This is a genomic window from Advenella incenata, from assembly GCF_004217095.1.
GTDB classification, from domain to species: Bacteria; Pseudomonadota; Gammaproteobacteria; order Burkholderiales; family Burkholderiaceae_B; genus Advenella; species Advenella incenata.
Genome location: NZ_SHKO01000003.1, coordinates 398,694 through 420,752, shown reverse-complemented (window position 1 = coordinate 420,752; position 22,059 = coordinate 398,694). Strand labels below are relative to the sequence as shown.

Below are 22,059 nucleotides of genomic sequence, written 5' to 3'. Positions count from 1 at the left end.
TACCACCCGCAAGGGATCCACAGGGGCCATAAACAGCCGCGCAGTGCTTATCAATGATCTCAAATCGACCGGCGCTGTTAGTTTACCGAACCCGCCTGCCGCGCTGCCCAGACAACCCATCTGCCCCGCTTTCAGACATCCGTGCCTTCATCCGTTGCGGCAAACTGCATGGCCCACATCCGTGCGTATACGCCATTGGCCTGCAACAGCCGAACATGAGAACCCTGCTCGACCACCCTGCCCTGGTCCATGACCAGCACCCGGTCGGCGTCCACAATCGTGGACAACCGGTGGGCAATAATCATGGTGGTGCGCCCTTTGGTAATTTTGTACAGTTCATCCTGGATCGCTCTTTCGGTACGCGTATCCAGCGCACTGGTCGCTTCATCCAGCACCAGTATGGGCGGGTTTTTCAGAATGGTGCGGGCAATGGCCACGCGCTGCTTCTCGCCCCCAGACAATTTCAGACCACGCTCGCCCACCTGCGTGTCATACCCCTCAGGCAGCGACATCACGAATTCGTGAATGCTGGCAGCCCGGGCAGCTTCCAGCACTTCCTCCCGTGTTGCATCTGGACGCCCATAGGCGATGTTGTAGTAAATACTGTTATTGAACAGGACCGTGTCCTGCGGCACGATGCCGATATGCTGGCGCAGACTCAGTTGGGTGTACTCCCGGATATCACGGCCGTTGATCGTGATTCGTCCTGATGTGACGTCATAGAAGCGAAACAGCAATCGCGACAGCGTGGATTTTCCGGCTCCTGAGGTCCCGACCACGGCAACTGTCTCGCCCGCAGCAATCGTAAAGCTCACGTCGTGTAGTATCTGCCTTTCCGGCTCATATGCAAAACCCACATGGTCAAAGCGGATTTCTGCATTGCGCGTGTCCATGAGCACGCTCTGTGGCGTGTCTTCAATTTCCTGGTGCTGATCAAGGATACCGAACATGCGCTCCATGTCCGACAGGGAGTTTTTGATTTCGCGATAGATGAATCCCAGAAAATTGAGCGGTGCATACAGTTGCGTCAGGTAGGCTGAGATCAAAACAATGTCTCCCACCGTCATCTGGCCGGTAGTGACCCGGCTGGCTGCCATCCACAACAACACCACCATGCCGAGTGTGATAATGACGCCCTGACCGGCATTCAGCAGGTTCAGCGAGATCTGGTTTTTGACAGCAGACTCTACCCAGTCGCCCAGATTGGTATCGTAGCGATTGATCTCATACGATTCGTTATTGAAATACTTGACGGTTTCGTAATTGATCAGAGCATCGATCGCCTGCGTATTGGCCATACTGTCCAGGCTGTTCATTCGCCGGCGCATCACCATGCGCCTCTCGGTTACCACAAGGGTGAATACGATATAGGCGGCGATGGTAGCCAGGATGACAACGGCAAACCAGATGTCATAGCGAACCAGCAAAATCACCATGACCATGGTCAGCTCAAGCAGCGTCGGCAGAATGTTGAACAGGGTGAAGTTGAGCAGGAAACCGATGCCCTTGGTGCCGCGATCCATATCGCGACTGAGGCCTCCGGTCTGCCGCTCCAGGTGATAGCGAATGGAAAGCCCGAAAAGATGTGTAAAGATCGTAGTGGCAATACGTTGTATCGAACCCTGCGTCACTTTGGAAAACAGAGCATCACGCAACTCAGAAAAGACACTGCTGGAGATACGCGCAAAACCGTAGGCCAGCAACGCGGCAACCGGCAGCATGAGCGCAGTTCCGGGCAGGCTGAGCTGGTCGACAATATCCTTGAGATACACCGGCAGCATAACGCTGGCTACTTTGGCGATTACCAGGCATACAAGTGCAGCCATGACCCGCCACTTGAACATCCAGATATAGGGCAGCAATGAAACAATGACGCCGAATCCTTTTTTTCTTGCTGCACGAGCAGCGTCAGCCTGTGTTTTGTTATTTTCCATCGGAATCATCATGATCGTAACGGTGGCACCGAACACTATGCATCGGCGTTTCTGTGGATACGGGTTTGAGCTGTTGCCGCTCCCCACATCCCTGCTTGCGAAAAGCACAGCGGTCCAGGAAAAAACATCCCGTTGGCAAAACGCGATTACCCGGCAATTCAGGGATAGCCTGCACCCCGCTCTCCGGCAATGGTGCGCCCAGCACCGGGACCGCATCCAGCAAAAGCCGGGTGTAGGGATGGCGTTGCCGGGCCAGGACCTGGGCGGTGTCGCCCAGTTCCACAATCTGCCCGAGATACATGACCGCAACGCGGTTACTCATGTGCCGGATGACCGAGACGTTGTGCGAAATCAGGATATACGTGAGCTGGTGTTTCCGCTGCAAGGTGAACAGCAGATTGATAATCTGCGCCTGCACTGAAATATCAAGCGCCGAGGTCGGCTCATCGAGCACGATCACATCCGGGTCGGACGCCAGCGCCCGGGCAATGGCAATGCGCTGGCGCTGGCCTCCCGAAAATTCATGCGGATACCGGTTCAAATAATCTGGCGAGAGGCCAACCTGCTCAGCCAGCCGTGCCGCGCGTGCCCGCATGGCTGATTCCTGGGCTTCGCCTTTGACGTAGGAAGGTTCCGTGATGATTTTCCAGACGGGTAAACGCGGATCAAGTGAGGATTGCGGATCCTGGAAAACAATCTGTACATTGGGCTGGCCACGGTCATTGTTCCAGCGCAATTGACCTTGCGATGGCTGTTGCAGGCCCATCAGCACCTGTGCCAGGGTGGTTTTGCCACAGCCGGATTCGCCCACCACACCCAGCGTTTCGCCGCGCCTGACAGTCAGGTCTACGCCATTGAGCGCATGTGCCCAGGATTGGGCCTGCCCACGCCAGTTACGTTTTACGGGAAAGCGAACATGGATGTCATCAAGAGTCAGGACGGCTTCAGGCATTGTGCTCCTCCCGGCCCGTCATCCAGCAGGCAGCAGTGTGTCCGGAGGAACCGGCCACTGGCGTGAGCGCCGGAATCTGGCTACAGGCCTGCCCTTGCAGACTGCATCGGTTACGAAAAGCACATCCATCAGGCAAATTTGCCAGGTTTGGTACCTGCCCGGCAATAGCAAGCAAGGGCGCGCCCGGGCTGGCGTTTTCCGGCAACGCCCCAAGCAGCCCACGGGTGTATGGATGGTTTGGCCGATGAATCACATCGGCGGCTGCGCCCTGCTCTACCACGCTGCCTGCATACATCACGTAAATTCGTTCACAAAATTGCGACACCACTGCCATGTCATGCGTAATAAGCAAAATGGCCGTTCCGGTTTTTCTCGCCCGTTCGCGCAGCAGCATCAGGACCTGTTTCTGCACCGTGACATCAAGGGCCGTAGTCGGTTCATCGGCAATCAGCAACGATGGATCACAGGAAAATGCCAGTGCAATCATGATCCGCTGGCGCATGCCGCCGGACAGCTCAAAGGGATAGGCATCGAACACTTGCTCAGGGTCGGCAATATGCATGTCCCGCAGCAGCGAAATGGCACGCTCGCGCGCCTGCTTCGGGGAAAGCGCAGTGTGCTTTCTGATGACATCTGTAATCTGTCGGCCAACCCTCATGGTCGGATTCAGTGCCGTCATGGGTTCCTGAAAGATCATGGCCATATCGCTGCCGCGAATCTGGCGCATTTGTTTTTCCGAGGCATCCAGAATGTTCTTTCCCGATTTATGAATACTGCCCTTGCGAACAACATAGTTGTGTTGGGCAATCAAGCGCATGCTCATCATTGCGGTAACAGATTTTCCCGATCCTGACTCGCCGACAATACCAACGATTTCACCCGGCTGTACCCGAATGGTCACGCCATTGAGCGCCCGGACAGCGCCCCGGTAAATCGGAAATTCAATATGCAGATTATCTATGTCCAGGACAGGCGGGATGCTGTCCTGCCCTGCTGCCGACGCCGCAACGTGCCGCGACGTATTGAGCTGACTGTTTGGCGTCATTATTTCACCTTCTGTTTCGGGTCCAGCATATCACGAACGCCATCGCCCACAAGATTGAACCCAATGGCGGTGATCAGGATCGCAACACCGGGAAAGGTGGAATACCACCACTGATCCAGCAGGAAGTTACGGCCCGAGGCGATCATTGCCCCCCATTCGGCAGTGGGCTGCTGCGCGCCCAAGCCGATAAACCCCAGCGCGGCCGCCATCAGGATGGCATTGCCGATATCCAGCGTCATTTGCACAATCACCGGCGGCAATGCATTGCGTAGCACGTGCCAACGCACAATATGTCTTCTGCCGGCACCGAATGTCCTGGCCGCCTGCACATAAGCCATTTCGCGAATGCTCAGCGTCTGGCCGCGCGCCAGCCGCACATAATAGGGAATACGCACGATCGTAATGGCAATCATCGCATTGAACAGGCTTGGCCCCAGTGCAGCGGCCAGCGCCATCGTCAACACCAGCGATGGAATCGACAGCACAATATCCATCGCACGCATAATAATCGTGTCTACGGTCCGACCGATTATGCCGGAAAAGCAGCCGATCACCGAACCGATAGCGCTGGCTACGAACGCAACGAAAATACCAACGCCAATGGATTGGCGCGCACCGTACAGTACCCGGCTGAACAAGTCCCGGCCGACTTCGTCGGTCCCAAAAAAGTGCATGGCCGATGGTGGCAACAGCCGGCTACCCAGATCAATGGCATTCGGATCATGCCCGGTAAGCAATGGCGCCAGAATTGCGGCAAGGCACATAAAGACAATCAGCACAAGCCCGAGCAGCATCATGGGACTGCGCCGCAGCTGATACCAAAAATAAGAGAGCGAATATGACAGTTGCGACGTTGCGGTAGTGTTGGCGGTGCTCATTAGCCTGCATCCTTGATACGTGGGTCCAGCACGCTGTACAGCAAATCAACCAGCATATTGAGCAGGACATAGACAAATGAGACCAGCACAGCAAACCCCATCACTGCCGGAAAGTCCAAAGCCTGGATGGATTCGACCACATACAGACCCATGCCCGGCCAGCCAAAAACCGTCTCAGTCAGCACAGCGCCGTAAAGCAGGTCGCCCATGGCCAGGCCCAGCACGGTCACAGACGGGATCAAGGCATTGGGAAGTGCATGTCCCAGGATGATTTTCCAGCGGCCCAGCCCATAGGCCTGAGCGGTACGCACATAATCTTCAGACAACTGCTCCAGCACGGAGGAGCGGATCTGCCGGGCCACCACACCCAGATGAACAAAGCTCAGGGTAAAAGCCGGCAGCACCAGGTGTTCAACAGTGCTGACAAACAAATCCCAGTCGCCGGCAATAAGCGAATCAATCAGAAAAAAGCCGGTGACCGTCGGCGGATCACCCAGCAGACTGTCGATGCGGCCGCCGGAAGGAAACCAGGACAAATGCCCATAGAAAATAATCAACAAGCCCAGTCCCAGCCAGAATGCCGGCATGGAAATACCCGTCACGGCCAGGGTGCGCGCCAGCTGGTCAATCCATGAGTTTTTGTATACTGCCGACAGAACGCCCAGGGGAATGCCAAGCAGCATGGAAAAAATCAACGCCACAATGGCCAGCTCAAGCGTGGCCGGGAAAAAAGCGAGCAGATCGTCGACCACCGGGCGGCCGGTGCGAATGGACGTGCCCAGATCCGCGTGCAACAACCCTTTCAGGTAGACCCAGTACTGCTCGTAGAGCGGCAGATCCAGTCCCAGCTTTTGCCGGATGCCGGCCACGATTTCTTCGGTCGCCCGATCTCCGGCAATCAGCCGTGCCGGGTCACCGGGAATCAGATGAGACACGATGAAAGTGATGACTGATACGCCAAGCATGACCAGAATGATCCAGGGCAGGCGCTTACACAATATCTGGAAAAACAAAACAGGCCCTTTCGTAAATTGGTGTCGGCGTCTTTTCAAAGGCAAGACGACCCTTTCACCCAGTTGATCAACCCACGACAAGCGCTTACGATGAGAAGACGCTTGCACAAGCCGGGTTTCTTACAAAATAGCCGCAGCGCGCCAACGGCATTGCACAAAGACAGGCAATCGTCACGGCGCCAACAGCACTGCCTACGGCTTGAAAAAAGCGATACGCCACAGCTGGGCATACACTACCGTTGTCGGGCCGATTTATGGCGCTGCCTGCAACATTGGTGGCAATGCCGAGGCCACATGGGCACCCGGCATTGCCTGTTGGTGTCAGTCTTTGGAAATATCCGCTACATTGTAGACGTCATGCAGCATGGGATTGTATGCATAACCCTTCACATTGTCGCGCAAACCCATTTGGTTGCTGTGCTGGAACAGATAGACATAGGCGTAATCTTTGACGACCTGCTTTTGCGCCTGCTGGTACAGCTCGGTGCGCTTGACCTGATCGGTTTCTTCCGCAGCCTGGCGCACGAGTTTGTCCACGTCAGGATTCGAATAGAACGAACGGTTTCCGGGCAACCCTTGTTTGGATGAATCAAACCAGTAATTCATGAACATGAACGGGTCGGCAAAATCCGGAGACCAGTTGCCGATCGAGATATCAAAGTCGCCTTTGCCCAGACGGTCGCGCATGGTGGCATTGGCCAGTTTTTCCAACTTTACCTGGATACCAACCGCCTGAAGAGTGGCCTGTACCGACAGCACAATGGGTTCCCAGTACGGTTCTTTGGTGGAGTACAGCAACGTAAGTGGCTTGACCGGCGCTGCGCTGCCTATACTTGCCTTGGCGGCTGCCACATCGGTTTTGAAAGCAGGCGCGGCTTCGTCATGCGCCCACATGCCCTGCGGGATGGGACCATTAAGCGGCTTTGCCTCGCCATTCATAATACCGTTGATCATGCCGCTGTAATCCACTGCCTGGGCAATCCCCTTGCGCAGTTCGACATTGGTCAGAGGGCCGGTTTTGTTGTTCAGATACAGATACGACACCAGTAGCGAAGGCACTTTTTTGAACACCACGCCGCTGGCATTTTGCATGGCTTTGACCTGATCAGGCTGGATGCTGCCGACAATGTCCAGATCGCCATTCTGCAATTGCAGGCGTCGGGCTGATGCTTCAGGCACGATTTTAAACGCCACTTTTTCAAGTGCCGGCTTGGTTCCGCCGTAATGCGGATTGCGCTCCAGGATCAGACTCTGTCCCTTGTTCCATTTAGCCAGTTGGTATGGTCCGGAACCGGCTGTGTGCCCCGCCAGGTATTTGTCTGCGCCACCCGCCTGCTGTTCTACCGCCGGATTAACAATGCCCGCGCCGTTGTTGGCCAGAATATTCAGAAAGGGCGCAAAGGGTTTGTCCAGTTTGAACTCGACCGTCATGGGATCCTTGACCGCCACCTGCAGGCCGGCAGGAAACGGCTCGGATGGGCCCTGCTTCATTTTCATGAGGCGGTCAAAACTGTATTTGACCGCCTGCGCATTCACAGGCGTGCCATCACTGAACTTCTGCCCGTCATTCAGGGTGAAAGTCCAGGTCAGCTTGTCGGCAGAGGTTGTCCAGCTTTTTGCCAGTTCCCCTTCCACTTCGGTCGAGCCACCCGCCTTGTATTTGATCAGGCGCTGATAGCTGGGATAAGTGATGGACCAGTCATTATTGTCCATGGTCACGGCGATATCCAGCATTTGCGGATCGGCACTCTTGGAGATGACCAGCATGTTCTTGGGCGTGGCCGCCTGCGCCGCGACGCCGACAGACAATCCCAGGGTGGCGGCACAGGCCACCATGAATGCGTTTCTTATAAACGTACGGCGAACTGACATGGTAAGACTCCGGTAGATTGTCCTGATGACAGGCGCCCAGCCCGATTGCCGCTACCTGCGCAGGCTGCAGCAGGGTGTTGCGGTTAACAGGCATAGGCGACAATGACAGGCATGCAGGATACTGAGTCGACACTCACCCTGCACATGAAGGGCAAATCTTAGCAAATGTAATTGGAATAGGAAATAGTCATATATCCCTATATCAGGATAGCAGTACCTTGCGGTACCCACTATACTGTGACGAGCGTGCTCTCGATGATCGGGTAGGCGCCCGAGTTTGGCAATTCATAATGCCACCATTCAGACTTGATGCCCCGAAATCCCGCATGCAGCATGATGCCCAGCAAAAGCAGCCGGTTTTTCTGCACCGATGCGGGCAAATCTGCATAATCGTGGTGCGACGCATCTTCCATGGCGTCAAAGCCCGTACCCATATCCAGTTCGACGCCGTTCTCGTCCAGCAAAGTGACGTCCACCGCCGTGCCGCGCGAATGATGCGATCCCTGTGACGGATCCGCAACATATTGGGCATCGGGCAGCGCCAACCAGAAGATGTGTTGCGCTGCAGGTGGCCGGTAGCAGTCGAAAACCTTGAGAGTATATCCGGCCGAACGCGCCAGCTGCGATGCCCTGAGCAATAATGGCGCAGCATCCTTGTGCAACGCGCACTGGGCGGTCTGATACACAATGCGCCCTGCGATGTTATTGCTGCTGGCATAAACCAGATCAATGACAACGCCATACTGTGCTTCATTGATGATAAGCAAATCCTGATCGGTCGCCCGGGTATCCATATGCTGACTCTGTAAAAGTTGGGGGCAAGATTGCCATTGTGTAATGTCGACTGCCACAAGCCTTATCCGGCAAGCGGCGCCCGGCAACCAAGATGGTAGCAGCAAACCCGTGCATCCATGCGTTTGCTGCTACTGCCAAGTGATACGACCAGACGACTAGGCGACTAGGCGTCGCCGGCAGGCGCCAGCGACTCGACTGCCTGTAACAAACGCACAATCAGCGCTTCGCGCTCCATATCCGATTGCATGGCCGGACTCGAACCCAGGGCCTGCTCATCGAGCACGACCGAAACGCTGTAGTCCGGATTGCGGTGGATAAGCGAGCGCAGATCCAGCGACAGCAGTTGTGAGGCAAACTGTCCAGCCTGTTTGGGCTCGGCATAGGCGCCTGACAACAGCAGCGTGTCGCCATCGGCCGACACCAGGCGGCTTCTGAAGGCGCCGTCTTCATCACGAAAACTGATAAACCGGGCCGTTTTGCCGCTTTTCTTTTTCACGGGCGCCGCACTTTTTACGCGTATCCCATTGCGCAAGCCCACTGCCTCACGGATTTGTTGCATGAACGGGACCGCCAGCTTGCGCGCCTTGGCAGCACCCGCCTGCAAAACGTCTTCAATCCGCTCGGGGTTGTCCATCAGCGTCACATATTGCTCGCGCATGGGCGCTACAATCGTTTCCAGATGAGCCGCCAGTTTTTTCTTGGCATCACCCCAGCCCATGCCGTCAGCCAGCTCGCGCCGGAAGTTTTCAGTTTCCTGGGGCGTTGCAAACGCCTTGTAAATCAAAAACAGATGGGACGCATCGGCGTCCTTGGCTTGCCCGGGCGCGAGCGAGTCAGTCACGATCCGCGCTATGGCGTTTGACAATGCCTTGGCACCGCCCTCGAAAAGCGGAATGGTATTGTTGTAGCTCTTGGACATTTTACGGCCATCCAGGCCGGGCAGCGTTGCCACATCTTCGTCAATCTGAACATCGGGCAGCACAAAATAATCCCGCCCTGCCCCGTATTGGTGGTTAAAGCGCTGCGCAATATCACGCGCCATTTCCAGATGCTGGATCTGATCACGGCCGACCGGCACTCGGTTGGCATTGAACATCAGAATATCGGCTGCCATCAATACAGGATAAGAGAACAGCCCCATATTCACCCCATCATCCGGCTCAACGCTTCGGGCCACATTCTGATCCACCGATGCCTTGTAAGCATGGGCGCGATTCATCAGGCCCTTGGGCGTAATGCACGTGAGTATCCAGCTTAATTCCGGAATTTCCGGCACATCCGACTGGCGATAGAAGGTGACCTTCTCTGGGTCCAGCCCTGCGGCAAGCCAGGTCGCGGCAATTTCAAGGCGCGAGCTGGCTACGCGTAGCGGATCATCGCATTTGATCAATGCATGATAGTCAGCCAGAAAAAAGAAGGCATCGACATTGGGCTGGCGGCTGGCCGCAACGGCCGGCCGGATCGCGCCTGCATAATTGCCCAGGTGCGGTGTTCCGGATGTGGTAATGCCCGTTAATACGCGCACGTTCCGGCTTGCGCCATTGGCCGGGGAGGTTTGTTCAGCACTCATATTCTCATTCCAACTGCAATAGTATTAAAGTTTCACCGACAATCGTCTTTCAGACTCAAGATACTCCTTGGACTGCATTTCGGTAATACGGGACACTGTCCGATGAAATTCATTGGCCAGCACCCCTTCGGTATACAGTTCCTCTGGAGGGCATTCGGCCGACATGATCAGTTTGACATGGTGATCATACAGGACATCGATCAGCCAGGTAAAACGCCGAGCCTCGGACGAGTGCCGGGGCATCATGCGCGGCACGTCGGAAAGAATGATGGTCTGATAGCGATTGGCCAGTTCCAGGTAATCATTTTGTGACCGCGGTCCGCCGCAAAGTTCCGCAAAACTGAACCATACCACCGATCCGGCGACTGCCACGGCCCGGATAACCCGGTTCTCGATATGCAGATCCGTGTCCTGGGGCGCCGTTTCGGCCAGGCTGTCAAACGCTTGCTGCAACTGCGCCTGGGTATCCTCATTGAGCGGCGTCAGGTACATGCGTACCTGCTCCAGCGTCCGTTGACGATAATCGACGCCCGTATCCACATTGACCACGTCCATGCGTTTCTGGATCAGGGCAATGGCCGGCAGGATCCGGTCGCGGTGCAAGCCATCGGGATACAGGGTCGAGGGCTCATAATTGGAGGTCATGACAAAGCTGGTGCCATTCTCAAACAGATTGAGCAGCAGCTTGTATAGAATCATTGCATCTGCAATATCCGAGACGTGGAACTCATCAAAACAGATCAGCTTGTACTTGTCGCTGATGATACGCGCCACTTCGTCCAACGGATCGCTCTTGCCGCGCAACGCCTGCAACTGGTGGTGGACGCTGCGCATGAATTCATGAAAATGGATCCGCGTCTTCTGCTCGATCTGAACCGTCATGAAAAAGGAGTCCATCAGAAAGCTTTTGCCGCGGCCGACTCCGCCCCACATGTACACGCCGCGCGGCGGCTCGGGCTTGCGAAAAAAACGTCGGAAGGGCTTGCTCAGCTCCAGCTGATAGGCAACCAGTTCGTCGGCAAAAACCTGCAGGCGCGCAATGGCCCGCTGCTGGGCCTCATCGGCCCGATAGCCGCGCTCAGCAAGGGTCTTTTCGTAATATTGCAGTACGTTCATGAAGCTGGTCGATTCGAATCAATTCGGATTGATGGCAGGGCTCGCAAGCTGGCAACGGCGCGCCCTGCCCGGGCAGGCAGACCGAAACGGTCGTACCGCAAGAACAGGCCGGGGTGCCAGTGGCACCCCGGATTGCCCGATACGGAAATATCAGACTGACGGCTGGCACCGGTCAAAACTGGTGCCCTTGCCGTATTCAACATGGTGCTGCCGATCAGAAGTTCAGGGCACGTTTATCAACGGCCAGTGCGGCTTCCTTCAGCGCTTCGGACAAGGTAGGGTGCGCATGGCAAATACGCGCGATATCTTCAGAGGCGCCTTTGAATTCCATGATGGTGACAGCTTCGGCAATCAATTCCGAAGCCATCGGGCCGATAATATGCACGCCCAGCACTTCGTCTGTCTTGGCATCGGCAATCACCTTGGCAAAGCCAGTCGTATCGCCCAAGGCGCGGGCGCGACCGTTGGCCAGGAATGGAAAGCTGCCTGTGCGGATTTCGCGTTTTTCTGCCTTCAGTTGCTGTTCTGTCTTGCCAACCCATGCAATTTCCGGAGAGGTATAGATAACCCAAGGGATGGTATCGAAGTTGACATGGCCGTGCTGACCGGCAATGCGTTCAGCAACGGCAACACCTTCTTCTTCGGCCTTGTGCGCCAGCATGGGGCCGCGTACCACGTCGCCCACTGCCCAGACGTTTGGCAGGTTGGTTTTGCATTCTTCGTTAACGCTGATGAACCCGCGCTCGTCCAATTGCAGGCCGACACCGTCCGCGTTCAGATTGCCGGTAAAAGGCACCCGGCCAATGGAGACAATCAGTTTGTCTACTGCAAGTGATTGTTCAGCGCCTTTGGCGTCGGTATACGGTACGGTGATCGTCTTGGCGGTAGATTTAATCTCGCCGATCTTGACGCCCGTTTCAATTTTCAGGCCCTGTTTGGCAAATGCCTTCTGCGCTTCCTTGGCTACCTGAACGTCGGCTGCACCCAGAAATTCTGGCATGGCTTCCAGAATAGTCACTTCAGCGCCCAGACGACGCCAGACGCTACCCATTTCCAGACCAATCACACCAGCGCCAATCACGCCCAGTTTCTTGGGTACACCGGCAATACGCAGAGCCCCGTCATTGGACAGAATCTGTTTTTCGTCAAAAGGCAGGCCAGGCAAGGCGCGTGCGACCGAACCGGTAGCCACGATCACATGGGTCGCGGTCAGACTGTCCGCTTTCTTGCCGGTGACACTGATTTTCCAGCTGCCGTCTTCGGCCTTGCCATCGAACGCACCTACACCGGAAAAGAATGTGACTTTGTTCTTTTTGAACAAATACAGAATACCGTCGTTGTTCTGTTTGACAACCGTATCCTTGCGACCGATCATGTTTTCCAGTTTGAGCTTGACGCTGCCCACTTCAATGCCGTGCTCGGCAAAATGGTGGTTGGCCTGTTCAAAATGCTCGGACGATTGCAGCAGGGCTTTGGACGGAATGCAGCCAACATTGGTGCAAGTGCCGCCTGGCTTGGGATTGCCGGCCTCATCAGCCCAGGCATCAATACACGCTACTTTCTTGCCCAGCTGCGCAGCGCGAATCGCTGCAATGTAGCCGCCAGGACCGGCACCAATTACGACAACGTCAAATTGTGAAGACATAATTTTCTCTTGATTTCGATAGAGCAGATGCGCTTGCACGCATCCTATGAAAAACGCGCGCCCCGCGAAGGGGCGCATTCAGACTGCGTCGATTACAGTTCCAGCAGCAGGCGTTGCGGATCTTCCAGGGCCTCTTTCATGGCAACCAGACCCAGCACTGCTTCGCGGCCGTCAATAATACGGTGATCGTATGACATGGCCAGGAAGTTGATCGGACGGATGACCACTTGGCCATTTTCTACCACAGGGCGATCCTTGGTGGCGTGTACGCCCAGGATGGCTGACTGCGGTGGATTGATAATGGGGGTGGACAGCATGGAACCGAAGACACCGCCATTGGAAATGGAGAAGGTGCCGCCAGTTAAGTCTTCCAGGCTGATTTTGCCTTCACGCGCTTTAACGCCGTATTCTGCAATGGTTTTTTCGATTTCGGCAAAAGACAGCTGGTCTGCATTGCGGATAATAGGCACTACCAGGCCGCGTGGGCTGCTGACCGCGATACCGATATCAAAATAACCGTGATAGATAATATCTTTGCCATCGACAGAGGCGTTGAGCAATGGATATTTTTTCAGTGCTGCTACCGCGGCTTTGACGAAAAAGGACATAAAGCCCAGTTTCACACCGTGTTCTTTTTCAAAGCGATCTTTATAGGCATTGCGCAAATCGATCACTGCTTTCATGTTAACTTCATTGAAAGTCGTGAGAATGGCGTTTTCCTGCTGGGACTGGATCAGGCGCTCAGCAATGCGCGCACGCAGGCGGGTCATTGGCACGCGCTGTTCCGGACGACCATCAAGAGACAGCGTGGCGGCAGCGGGAGCAGCAGCCTGGGCAGCAGGTTTGGCACTTGCGCCGGCAGCATCGGCCTTGGTCACACGACCGTCACGACCCGTTCCCTCTACGTCACCAGCAGCAATGCCTTTTTCAGACAAGATTTTGCTGGCGGCGGGCGATGCAACGCCCGCACTGCCTTTGCTGGCTTCGGCGGCCTTGGCTGGCGCAGCTTCGGCCTTGGCAGGCTCGGCAGCAGCCGGCTGGGCGGCGGCAGCGGCCGCAGCTTCAGGCGCAGCTGCACCGGACTTGGCTTCGGTGTCAATTTTTGCAAGCAACTGGCCTGAAGTGACCGTGCTGCCATCGCCCTGGGCAATTTCAGTCAACACGCCACTGGCCGGTGCCGGCACTTCCAGAACGACCTTGTCGGTTTCGACTTCGATCAGGGTTTCATCCTGAGTTACAGCTTCGCCTACTTTCTTTTTCCACTCAAGCAGGGACGCCTCTGAGATCGATTCGGAGAGCTGAGGAACTACAACGTCAATAATAGCCATTTTCGATAATCCGTAAAATTGTAATTAGACCGCTTACTTGGTCAGAATGAACCCTTTGAGCTTGGGTGCAAAAGCCTGTTCCACCAAGGCTTTTTGCTGCTCAATATGTTTGGCCATATAGCCAACCGCAGGCGAGGACGAAGCGATACGTCCGGCATAACCCAGGCGCTGTCCGGCAGACATGTCTTCATACAGGTGGTGCTGGATATAGAACCATGGTCCCTGATTCTGAGGCTCGTCCTGTACCCATACGACTTCAGTCGCATTCGGATACTTGGCCAGTTCACTGGCAAACGACTTGTGTGCAAACGGATACAGCTGCTCTACCCGCAGGATCGCAACATGACTGGCATCCCGTTCCTTGCGTGCGTTCATCAGATCATAGTAAACCTTGCCTGAACACACCAGTACACGTTTGACTTTCTTGCCGTCAAGGTTGCTGTCGATTTCGCTCAGGATAGGATGGAACTCGCCGGAGGCCAGATCGCTCAACGGCGAGGTTGCGTCTTTGTTACGCAACAGCGATTTTGGCGTAAAGATCACCAGCGGCTTGCGGAACGGCCGAATCATCTGACGACGCAGCAGATGGAAAATCTGTGCTGCATTCGTGGGCTGCACACATTGCATGTTATGGTCAGCGCACAGTTGCAGGAAGCGCTCGATACGTGCCGAAGAGTGCTCTGGGCCCTGACCTTCGTAGCCATGCGGCAGCATCAGTGTCAAACCGGACTGGCGTCCCCATTTGGCTTCACCTGAACTGATGAACTGGTCAATCACGACCTGCGCACCGTTGACGAAATCGCCGAACTGCGCTTCCCAGATAACCAGGGTGTTGGGCTCGGAGCAGGAATAGCCGTACTCAAAACCCAGCACCGCCTCTTCCGAGAGCACCGAATCGATGACCGTGAACGGCGCCTGGGAATCGGAGACATTCTGCAGTGGAATATAGGTGCCGTCGTTCCAGCGCTCGCGTTTTTGATCATGCAATACCGCGTGGCGGTGCGTGAAGGTACCGCGGCCGGAATCCTGACCGGTAATACGGATGGTATAGCCAGATGCCACCAGCGTTGCAAACGCCAGGTGCTCGCCCATGCCCCAGTCAAGGTTCTGCTCGCCCATTGCCATTGCGCGGCGATCGGCCAGCAGTTTTTTCACCAGGTTATGGGGCGTAAAGGTGTCTGGCACAGTCGTAATGCGCTCGCCAATACGCTTGAGTTCGGCCAGGGGCACGGCCGTATCGGCACTGTCTGTCCACTTGGCGCCCAGAAACGGCGTCCAGTCGATGGAATATTTGTTTTTGTAGTCGGTAAGAACGGGTTCGACGGTTTTCTGGCCGTCTTCCATCAGCCGGCGATAATTCTTGACGAACTCTTCGCCTTCGCCATCAGCCAATACACCCTGCGCGGTCAGTTTGTCTGCATAGATTTTGCGCGTGCCGGGGTGCGCACCAATGCTCTTGTACATCAGTGGCTGCGTCAGCGACGGCGTATCCTGCTCGTTATGTCCCAGTTTACGGTAGCAGATGATATCCACGACCACGTCATGGTTGAACTCCATGCGGTAGTCCAGCGCCAGGCGCGTTGCGAACACCACGGCTTCAGGATCATCAGCATTCACGTGGAAAACCGGCGCTTCGATCATTTTGACCACATCAGTACAGTACAACGTTGAACGTGAGTCGCGCGGATCAGATGTGGTAAAGCCGATCTGGTTATTGATCACGATATGCAGCGTACCGCCTGTGCCGTAGCCGCGTGTCTGCGCCATGTTGAGCGTTTCCATGACCACGCCCTGGCCGGCAAAGGCTGCATCACCATGCACCAGCACAGGCAACACCTGCTGCCCCAGCGGGTCGGCGCGGCGTTCCTGACGGGCCCGCACACTGCCTTCCACAACCGGGTTAACAATTTCCAGATGCGAAGGGTTAAATGCCAGGGAAAGGTGAACCGGACCACCGCGGGTGGACAGGTCACTGGAAAAGCCGTTGTGATATTTCACATCGCCATCGGTCAGGCCTTCGGCATGCTTGCCTTCGAACTCGGCGAACAGGTCGCCGGGCATTTTGCCCATGATGTTGACCAGCATGTTCAAGCGGCCACGGTGAGCCATGCCCACGATGATTTCCTGCACGCCCAGGTCACCGGCGTGATTGACGACCTCGTCCATCGCGGCGATAAAGCTTTCACCGCCCTCGAGCGAAAAGCGCTTCTGTCCCACATATTTGGTGTGCAGAAAACGCTCCAGCCCCTCGGCTTCGGTCAGTTGTTGCAGAATACGTTTCTTGGTCTCGCCATCGAAGGAGCCGTTGGCATGAGTAGACTCAAGGTGTTCCTGAACCCAGCGCTTGGCCTTGGGATCGGACATATGCATAAACTCAACGCCGACGGCACCGCAATAGGTATCACGCAAGGAGTTGAGGATTTCACGCAAGGTCATGGTGCCCTGTTTCGTGAAATAAGTGTTGGTGGCTGAGTATACCTGGTCCAGATCGGCTTCGGTCAGGCCGTAAAAGGCAGGATCGAGCTCTGGAATTTCGGGACGCTCACGGCGTTTTAACGGATCAAGCTCAGCCCAGCGCACCCCCAGGGTGCGATAGGCAGCGATTAATGACTGGACATGAAGCTGTTTGCTGGCCACCTCCAGGGTGGGCGCGCCTCCCCTTACAGCCTGGGCAAAGGCATTGGCCTTGGCTCGCTGAGCAAAGGAGGTGACAACAGAATAATGGCTCTGGTCCCGCGTACTTTGGGACCCGTCTGTGGCAGGCACGTGCTGAAGCTGATCGAAATAGTCGCGCCAGTGGTCAGCCACGGCAGCCGGATTGACCAGGTACTCTTCGTACAGTTCTTCAACGTAGGGAGCGTTACTCCCAAATAAATAAGAGGTAGATTTTTTTTCAGTTTCCGTCGTCATAAATCGCTTCACCGTTGCGGGTGTTTCACCCTTTGAGATGCAGGTATACCTTCCGGGTTACGGCTAGACCGAGTTGCGGATAGCGGGCAGAAGGCACATAACATAGCCTTGATAGCCAATACATTCAAGTATAACCATCGGGAAGGGTTAATCCAAGGAACTTTTTCGATTATGAAAGAAATTACCGGTTTCAATCGATTGTGCTTGGTATATTTTGATATTTCGTTGCTAACGACCCACGCCAAGAGACCTACCCCATGAAGACGCCAGCCTGATTTTGTCGCAACTGACCGACACAGTTTAAAGCGCAAACCGGTAGTTGACCGTTTTCGCAGAACAGGTCTGTTTGGTTGAACAGGCCGGACCATCGCGATTGATAACGCCGCCTGCCCCATCACTCATGAGCAGTGCCAGACTGACGGGCACATCAGCAGAGAAACCGGCAACACCCATGCCCGGAACGGGGCGAGGGCCGCCTGCAGCCACAGAGGCCAAGTTACCGCCGGAATGCGGGCAACGGCGTTATCATATCGAAACTGCGATTCGAGCATAGCAATGAGCATAACAATATTGTTGAACCTTAAGGATAAAAAACCATGAGCCACGACCGTAACAAACTTGCCCTGGATTACCACGCCTATCCGACACCGGGCAAAATTTCCGTTACTCCGACCAAACCGCTGGCCAACCAGGATGACCTGTCGCTGGCCTATTCGCCTGGCGTCGCAGCAGCGTGCATGGCCATTTTCGCCGATGGCGATATAGCCGCTTCAAAATATACCTCGCGCGCCAATCTGGTCGGCGTCATCACCAACGGCACCGCGGTGCTGGGGCTGGGCAATATCGGCCCGCTGGCCTCCAAGCCGGTCATGGAAGGCAAAGGATGCCTGTTCAAAAAATTCGCCGGCGTTGACGTATTCGATATCGAACTGGCAGAAAATGACCCAGACAAACTGGTGGATATTATCGCCGCGCTGGAACCCACGCTCGGTGGCGTCAACCTGGAGGACATCAAGGCGCCGGAATGCTTCTATATCGAGAAAAAACTGCGCGAACGCATGAAAATCCCGGTTTTTCACGACGATCAGCATGGCACGGCCATTATTTCCTCGGCTGCCATTCTTAACGGCCTGAAAATCGTCGGCAAGGACATCAGCAAGATCAAGCTGGTATGTTCCGGTGCCGGCGCTGCAGCGATTGCCTGCCTTGATTTACTGGTCAACCTGGGCGTTGCGCGCCAGAATATCTTTGTTGTGGACTCTCGCGGCGTGATCTGGGAAGGTCGTGACCAGAACATGGAGCCGAACAAGGCGCGTTACGCGCAGAAAACAGAGGACCGGACCCTGGCTGATGTGATGCGCGACACCGATGTGTTCCTGGGCTGCTCGGCCAAGGATGTACTGAAGCAGGACATGGTTGCCACCATGGCGCCCTCGCCCCTGATTCTGGCCCTGGCCAACCCGGACCCAGAGATCCGCCCGGAAGACGCCAAAGCGGTACGCCCAGACTGCATTATCGCCACCGGCCGCTCCGATTACCCCAACCAGGTCAATAACGTTCTTTGCTTCCCCTTTATTTTCCGCGGCGCGCTGGACGTGGGCGCCACCCGTATTACCGAAGAAATGAAAATGGCCTGCGTGCAGGCCATTGCCGATCTGGCGCAGGCCGAGCCAAGCGACGAGGTCGCACTGGCCTATGAAGGACAGGATCTGAGCTTTGGTCCCGAATATATTATTCCGAAGCCTTTTGATCCCAGGCTTATCGTCCAGATCGCCCCGGCCATTGCCAAGGCGGCCATGGAATCGGGCGTTGCAACCCGTCCGATCGAAGACATGGATGCCTATCGCCAGCAACTGCTGGGTTTCGTGTACCGCTCCGGTCCGTTGATGCGCCCTCTGTTCAAACAGGCTCGCACCACCCCACCGAAACGCGTGGTCTATGCCGATGGCGAAGACGAGCGTGTATTGCGTGCAGCACAGACGGTCATCGACGAACAGCTGGCCTATCCGATTCTGATCGGACGCCCTGCCGTGATCGAAATGCGCGTCAAGAAACTGGGACTGCGCCTGGCGGCTGGCACCAACGTGGAAGTGGTCAACCCCGAAGACGACGAACGCTTCAACGAAACCTGGACGGCTTACTACAAGATCAAAGGTCGCGATGGCGTCACGCCCAACGTGGCAAAAGCCATGGTGCGCAAGCACAACACCCTGATCGGTGTATTGCTGATGGAACGCGGCGACGCCGACGCCATGATCTGCGGCGTTGGCAGCCGCTTTGACAACCAGCTCAAGTATGTGTCGGAAGTGATTGGTCTGAAAGAAGGCGTGACTACCTTTGCTGCAATGAACGTGCTGATTCTGCCTGACCAGACCCTGTTCATTTGCGATACTCATGTAAACGAAGATCCGACCGACGAGCAGGTTGCAGACATTACGATCCAGGCGGCTGATGAAATGATCCGCTTTGGTATTCAACCCAAAATCGCCCTGCTGTCGCACTCCAACTTCGGCAGCCGTCCTTCGGATTCTTCGCGCAAGATGGCCTCGGCCCGTCGCCTGATTGCCCAGCGCCGTCCGGACCTGGAAGTCGATGGCGAAATGCATGCCGATGCTGCATTGTCCGAACGCATCCGCCTGGATGCCTACCCTGACTCCAGTCTGACCGGTCGCGCCAATCTGTTGATCATGCCGAATCTGGATACCGGCAATATCACCTACAACATGCTGAAAATGACCGGCAGCCATGGTATTGCCATGGGGCCGATCCTGCTGGGCGCTGCCAAGCCGGTCCACATCCTGACCACCAGCACAACCACAAGACGCATTGTCAATATGACAGCGCTGGCCGTCGTTGACACACTTGGGGAGTCCAAATAATGCGCTCGGACGATCTATCAAAACTGGTGCTGCGCCTGACGCTTGGCATTCTCCTGCTCATGCACGGTATCTTCAAAGTGCAAAACGGCATCGGCGGGATTATGGGCATGGTTGCCTCTGCCGGCCTGCCCGGATGGCTGGCGTATGCCGTTTATATTGGTGAAGTGATTGCGCCGATCCTGCTGATTGTGGGCCTTTATTCGCGTATTGCCGCAGTACTGATTGCGATCAACATGATCGTGGCCATTGCTCTGGCCCATAGCGGCCAGCTGTTCATGGTGACTGGCAACGGCGCGCTCAGACTGGAAACGCAATACTTCTTCCTGTTTACTGCAGTCGCTGTCTTTTTTGCCGGCGCGGGCCGTTTCAGCATGAATAGCCCGTACAACAACTAGCAGGACACGCAAAACCTGCTGCCCGCACAAGCGGCAGCGGGGCCGGGCGACCAGCCAGCCGAATCACAATCGTGGTTCGGCTTTTTTTCGCGCGCCGACTTTTTTCATGTTCCTATTTTTACCCACGTTCCTATTTTCCCCACATCCCGATTATTTTCACACCCCAACACTGTCAGGTATGGCCGACGCCATCAACGGCACGACCCACATGACCAAGGATAGGTCACGCTTCATACCACACGCCCAATCCGAAACGGCAATTCAGCGCAGGCGCCCCAACTGGCAAAACACACAAGAGCAAAACCCATGAGATGAGTGAGATGCGCACTCGGAAACAGACAGTCGAAAAAAAACCGCAGACCGAAGATCTGCGGTTTTTTCCGACAAGCAACACGCAAGAATTATTTGCGGGTCTCGATATTGCCAACATCACGAGCCGAGTAGCCGGTATACAACTGGCGCGGGCGGCCGATTTTGTAATCAGGATCAGACAACATTTCGTTCCACTGCGCGATCCAGCCTACTGTGCGAGCCAGTGCAAAAATCGCGGTGAACAGCGACGTTGGAATACCAATGGCGCGTTGCACGATACCTGAGTAGAAATCGACGTTCGGATACAGTTTGCGCTCGACAAAATATGGATCTTCCAGAGCGATACGTTCCACTTCCATCGCCAGCTTGAATAATGGATCGTCTTGCAGACCCAGTGATTCGAGCACTTCCTTGCAGGTTTCCTGCATCAATTTGGCGCGAGGATCGTAGTTTTTGTAAACGCGATGACCAAAGCCCATCAGACGCACGCCTGAGTTCTTGTCCTTCACTTTTTCCATGAACTCGCCGACTTTCTCGATACCACCGTTGGCTTGCAGGTCTTCCAGCATCTTCAGGCAGGCTTCGTTGGCGCCACCATGAGCAGGGCCCCACAGGCAAGCCACGCCGGCAGCAATTGCCGCAAACGGATCGGTGCCTGAAGAACCGCAAAGCCGCACGGTCGACGTAGAAGCATTCTGCTCGTGATCGGCATGCAGAATGAAAATGCGGTCAAGCGCGCGCTCTACCACATCGTTGACTTTGTATTCTTCGCAAGGTGTGCCAAACATCATGCGCAGGAAGTTGCCTGTATAGGACAGGTTATTTTGCGGATAGATATAAGGCTGGCCCAGAGAATATTTGTATGCCATGGCCACCAGCGTTGGCATTTTCGCAATCAGGCGAATCGCTGAAATGTGACGATGCTCTGGATTGGTAATATCCGTAGAGTCATGATAAAACGCAGACAGCGCCCCGACCAGACCGGTCAGCACAGCCATCGGGTGGGCGTCACGGCGAAAGCCACGCAGGAAAAAATGCAGCTGCTCGTTGACCATAGTATGGTGTGTGACTGTCTGGTCAAATTCTTCTTTCTGCGCCGAGTTAGGCAACTCGCCGTTCAGGATCAGGTAGCAGATATCCAGGAAACTGCAATTGACTGCCAGTTGCTCTATAGGATATCCGCGGTACAGCAATTCGCCTTTTTCACCATCAATATAGGTAATCGCAGATTCGCAGGCCGCTGTAGACATGAAGCCGGGATCATAGGTAAACATATCGGTCTGGCTGTACAGCTTGCGGATGTCGATTACATCCGGTCCTACCGTGCCTTTGTATATTGGCAGCTCAATCTTCGTCGAATCATCTGAAAAGCTCAGAATCGCTTTCTTGTCAGAGAGGTTCATTTAACATCCTTA

The 22,059-nt window shown here is 55.4% G+C and carries 16 protein-coding genes; 2 read left to right on the top strand and 14 right to left on the bottom strand.

The annotated features are described in order from the left end of the window. Window positions 1–131 precede the first annotated feature (131 nt). The 13 genes from EV681_RS18120 to EV681_RS18060 form a co-directional block, all read right to left on the bottom strand. Window positions 132–1,934 (bottom strand): ABCB family ABC transporter ATP-binding protein/permease, encoded by a 1,803-nt coding sequence (locus EV681_RS18120; protein WP_128394737.1) that lies wholly within the window; start codon window positions 1,932–1,934, stop codon window positions 132–134. After that, window positions 1,924–2,886 carry an oligopeptide/dipeptide ABC transporter ATP-binding protein gene (locus EV681_RS18115; RefSeq protein WP_130304782.1) on the bottom strand — a complete coding sequence of 321 codons (963 nt, stop codon included), beginning with the start codon at window positions 2,884–2,886 and terminating at the stop codon, window positions 1,924–1,926. Before EV681_RS18115 ends, EV681_RS18120 begins: the two co-directional genes overlap by 11 nt. Then, window positions 2,879–3,931 carry an ABC transporter ATP-binding protein gene (locus EV681_RS18110; protein WP_130304781.1) on the bottom strand — a complete coding sequence of 351 codons (1,053 nt, stop codon included), beginning with the start codon at window positions 3,929–3,931 and terminating at the stop codon, window positions 2,879–2,881. The genes EV681_RS18115 and EV681_RS18110 overlap by 8 nt, the downstream gene beginning before the upstream one ends. Further along, the gene (gene ddpC, locus EV681_RS18105) at window positions 3,931–4,809 is read right to left on the bottom strand and encodes a D,D-dipeptide ABC transporter permease (RefSeq protein WP_128394739.1); all 879 of its coding nucleotides are present in this window, start codon (window positions 4,807–4,809) and stop codon (window positions 3,931–3,933) included. Before ddpC ends, EV681_RS18110 begins: the two co-directional genes overlap by 1 nt. Next, the gene (locus tag EV681_RS18100) at window positions 4,809–5,822 is read right to left on the bottom strand and encodes an ABC transporter permease (protein WP_242612313.1); all 1,014 of its coding nucleotides are present in this window, start codon (window positions 5,820–5,822) and stop codon (window positions 4,809–4,811) included. Before EV681_RS18100 ends, ddpC begins: the two co-directional genes overlap by 1 nt. A gap of 321 nt (window positions 5,823–6,143) precedes the next feature. Next, entirely contained in the window at window positions 6,144–7,694 is a 1,551-nt protein-coding gene (locus tag EV681_RS18095) for an ABC transporter substrate-binding protein (RefSeq protein ID WP_165393112.1), read from the bottom strand. A 230-nt stretch (window positions 7,695–7,924) separates the two neighbouring features. After that, window positions 7,925–8,488 carry a D-alanyl-D-alanine dipeptidase gene (gene ddpX, locus EV681_RS18090; RefSeq protein WP_128394740.1) on the bottom strand — a complete coding sequence of 188 codons (564 nt, stop codon included), beginning with the start codon at window positions 8,486–8,488 and terminating at the stop codon, window positions 7,925–7,927. Window positions 8,489–8,652: 164 nt separating this feature from the next. Further along, on the bottom strand, window positions 8,653–10,059 hold the full coding sequence (locus EV681_RS18085) for a tryptophan--tRNA ligase (protein WP_128394741.1): 1,407 nt from the start codon (window positions 10,057–10,059) through the stop codon (window positions 8,653–8,655). 24 nt (window positions 10,060–10,083) lie between these two features. Next, window positions 10,084–11,175 (bottom strand): cell division protein ZapE, encoded by a 1,092-nt coding sequence (zapE, locus tag EV681_RS18080; RefSeq protein ID WP_128394742.1) that lies wholly within the window; start codon window positions 11,173–11,175, stop codon window positions 10,084–10,086. Between the two features lie 214 nt (window positions 11,176–11,389). After that, window positions 11,390–12,820: a dihydrolipoyl dehydrogenase gene (lpdA, locus tag EV681_RS18075; protein ID WP_128394743.1), complete on the bottom strand. Its 1,431-nt coding sequence runs from the start codon at window positions 12,818–12,820 to the stop codon at window positions 11,390–11,392. Window positions 12,821–12,912: 92 nt separating this feature from the next. Continuing rightward, entirely contained in the window at window positions 12,913–14,148 is a 1,236-nt protein-coding gene (gene odhB / locus EV681_RS18070) for a 2-oxoglutarate dehydrogenase complex dihydrolipoyllysine-residue succinyltransferase (RefSeq protein ID WP_128394744.1), read from the bottom strand. Window positions 14,149–14,181: 33 nt separating this feature from the next. Further along, window positions 14,182–17,058: a 2-oxoglutarate dehydrogenase E1 component gene (locus EV681_RS18065; RefSeq protein WP_128394745.1), complete on the bottom strand. Its 2,877-nt coding sequence runs from the start codon at window positions 17,056–17,058 to the stop codon at window positions 14,182–14,184. 300 nt (window positions 17,059–17,358) lie between these two features. Next, the gene (locus EV681_RS18060; protein ID WP_130304780.1) at window positions 17,359–17,553 is read right to left on the bottom strand and encodes a hypothetical protein; all 195 of its coding nucleotides are present in this window, start codon (window positions 17,551–17,553) and stop codon (window positions 17,359–17,361) included. A 101-nt stretch (window positions 17,554–17,654) separates the two neighbouring features. On the opposite strand from EV681_RS18060, the gene EV681_RS18055 reads away from it, so the two are divergent. Together EV681_RS18055 and EV681_RS18050 are read left to right on the top strand one after the other, a co-directional pair. After that, window positions 17,655–19,937, top strand: a complete 2,283-nt coding sequence (locus EV681_RS18055) for an NADP-dependent malic enzyme (protein WP_128394747.1) — start codon at window positions 17,655–17,657, stop codon at window positions 19,935–19,937. Then, window positions 19,934–20,332, top strand: a complete 399-nt coding sequence (locus EV681_RS18050) for a DoxX family protein (RefSeq protein ID WP_207227109.1) — start codon at window positions 19,934–19,936, stop codon at window positions 20,330–20,332. The genes EV681_RS18055 and EV681_RS18050 overlap by 4 nt, the downstream gene beginning before the upstream one ends. Window positions 20,333–20,733: 401 nt before the next feature. On the opposite strand, the gene EV681_RS18045 is transcribed toward EV681_RS18050, so the two are convergent. After that, on the bottom strand, window positions 20,734–22,047 hold the full coding sequence (locus EV681_RS18045) for a citrate synthase (RefSeq protein WP_128394749.1): 1,314 nt from the start codon (window positions 22,045–22,047) through the stop codon (window positions 20,734–20,736). Window positions 22,048–22,059: the final 12 nt, after the last annotated feature.

What these genes read in the sequence shown, in the direction of transcription:
- EV681_RS18120 (WP_128394737.1), bottom strand. Translation starts at nt 1,934, where the DNA reads ATGGAAAATAACAAAACACAGGCTGACGCTGCTCGTGCAGCAAGAAAA.
- EV681_RS18115 (WP_130304782.1), bottom strand. Translation starts at nt 2,886, where the DNA reads ATGCCTGAAGCCGTCCTGACTCTTGATGACATCCATGTTCGCTTTCCC.
- EV681_RS18110 (WP_130304781.1), bottom strand. Translation starts at nt 3,931, where the DNA reads ATGACGCCAAACAGTCAGCTCAATACGTCGCGGCACGTTGCGGCGTCG.
- ddpC (WP_128394739.1), bottom strand. Translation starts at nt 4,809, where the DNA reads ATGAGCACCGCCAACACTACCGCAACGTCGCAACTGTCATATTCGCTC.
- EV681_RS18095 (WP_165393112.1), bottom strand. Translation starts at nt 7,694, where the DNA reads ATGTCAGTTCGCCGTACGTTTATAAGAAACGCATTCATGGTGGCCTGT.
- ddpX (WP_128394740.1), bottom strand. Translation starts at nt 8,488, where the DNA reads ATGGATACCCGGGCGACCGATCAGGATTTGCTTATCATCAATGAAGCA.
- EV681_RS18085 (WP_128394741.1), bottom strand. Translation starts at nt 10,059, where the DNA reads ATGAGTGCTGAACAAACCTCCCCGGCCAATGGCGCAAGCCGGAACGTG.
- zapE (WP_128394742.1), bottom strand. Translation starts at nt 11,175, where the DNA reads ATGAACGTACTGCAATATTACGAAAAGACCCTTGCTGAGCGCGGCTAT.
- lpdA (WP_128394743.1), bottom strand. Translation starts at nt 12,820, where the DNA reads ATGTCTTCACAATTTGACGTTGTCGTAATTGGTGCCGGTCCTGGCGGC.
- odhB (WP_128394744.1), bottom strand. Translation starts at nt 14,148, where the DNA reads ATGGCTATTATTGACGTTGTAGTTCCTCAGCTCTCCGAATCGATCTCA.
- EV681_RS18065 (WP_128394745.1), bottom strand. Translation starts at nt 17,058, where the DNA reads ATGACGACGGAAACTGAAAAAAAATCTACCTCTTATTTATTTGGGAGT.
- EV681_RS18055 (WP_128394747.1), top strand. Translation starts at nt 17,655, where the DNA reads ATGAGCCACGACCGTAACAAACTTGCCCTGGATTACCACGCCTATCCG.
- EV681_RS18045 (WP_128394749.1), bottom strand. Translation starts at nt 22,047, where the DNA reads ATGAACCTCTCTGACAAGAAAGCGATTCTGAGCTTTTCAGATGATTCG.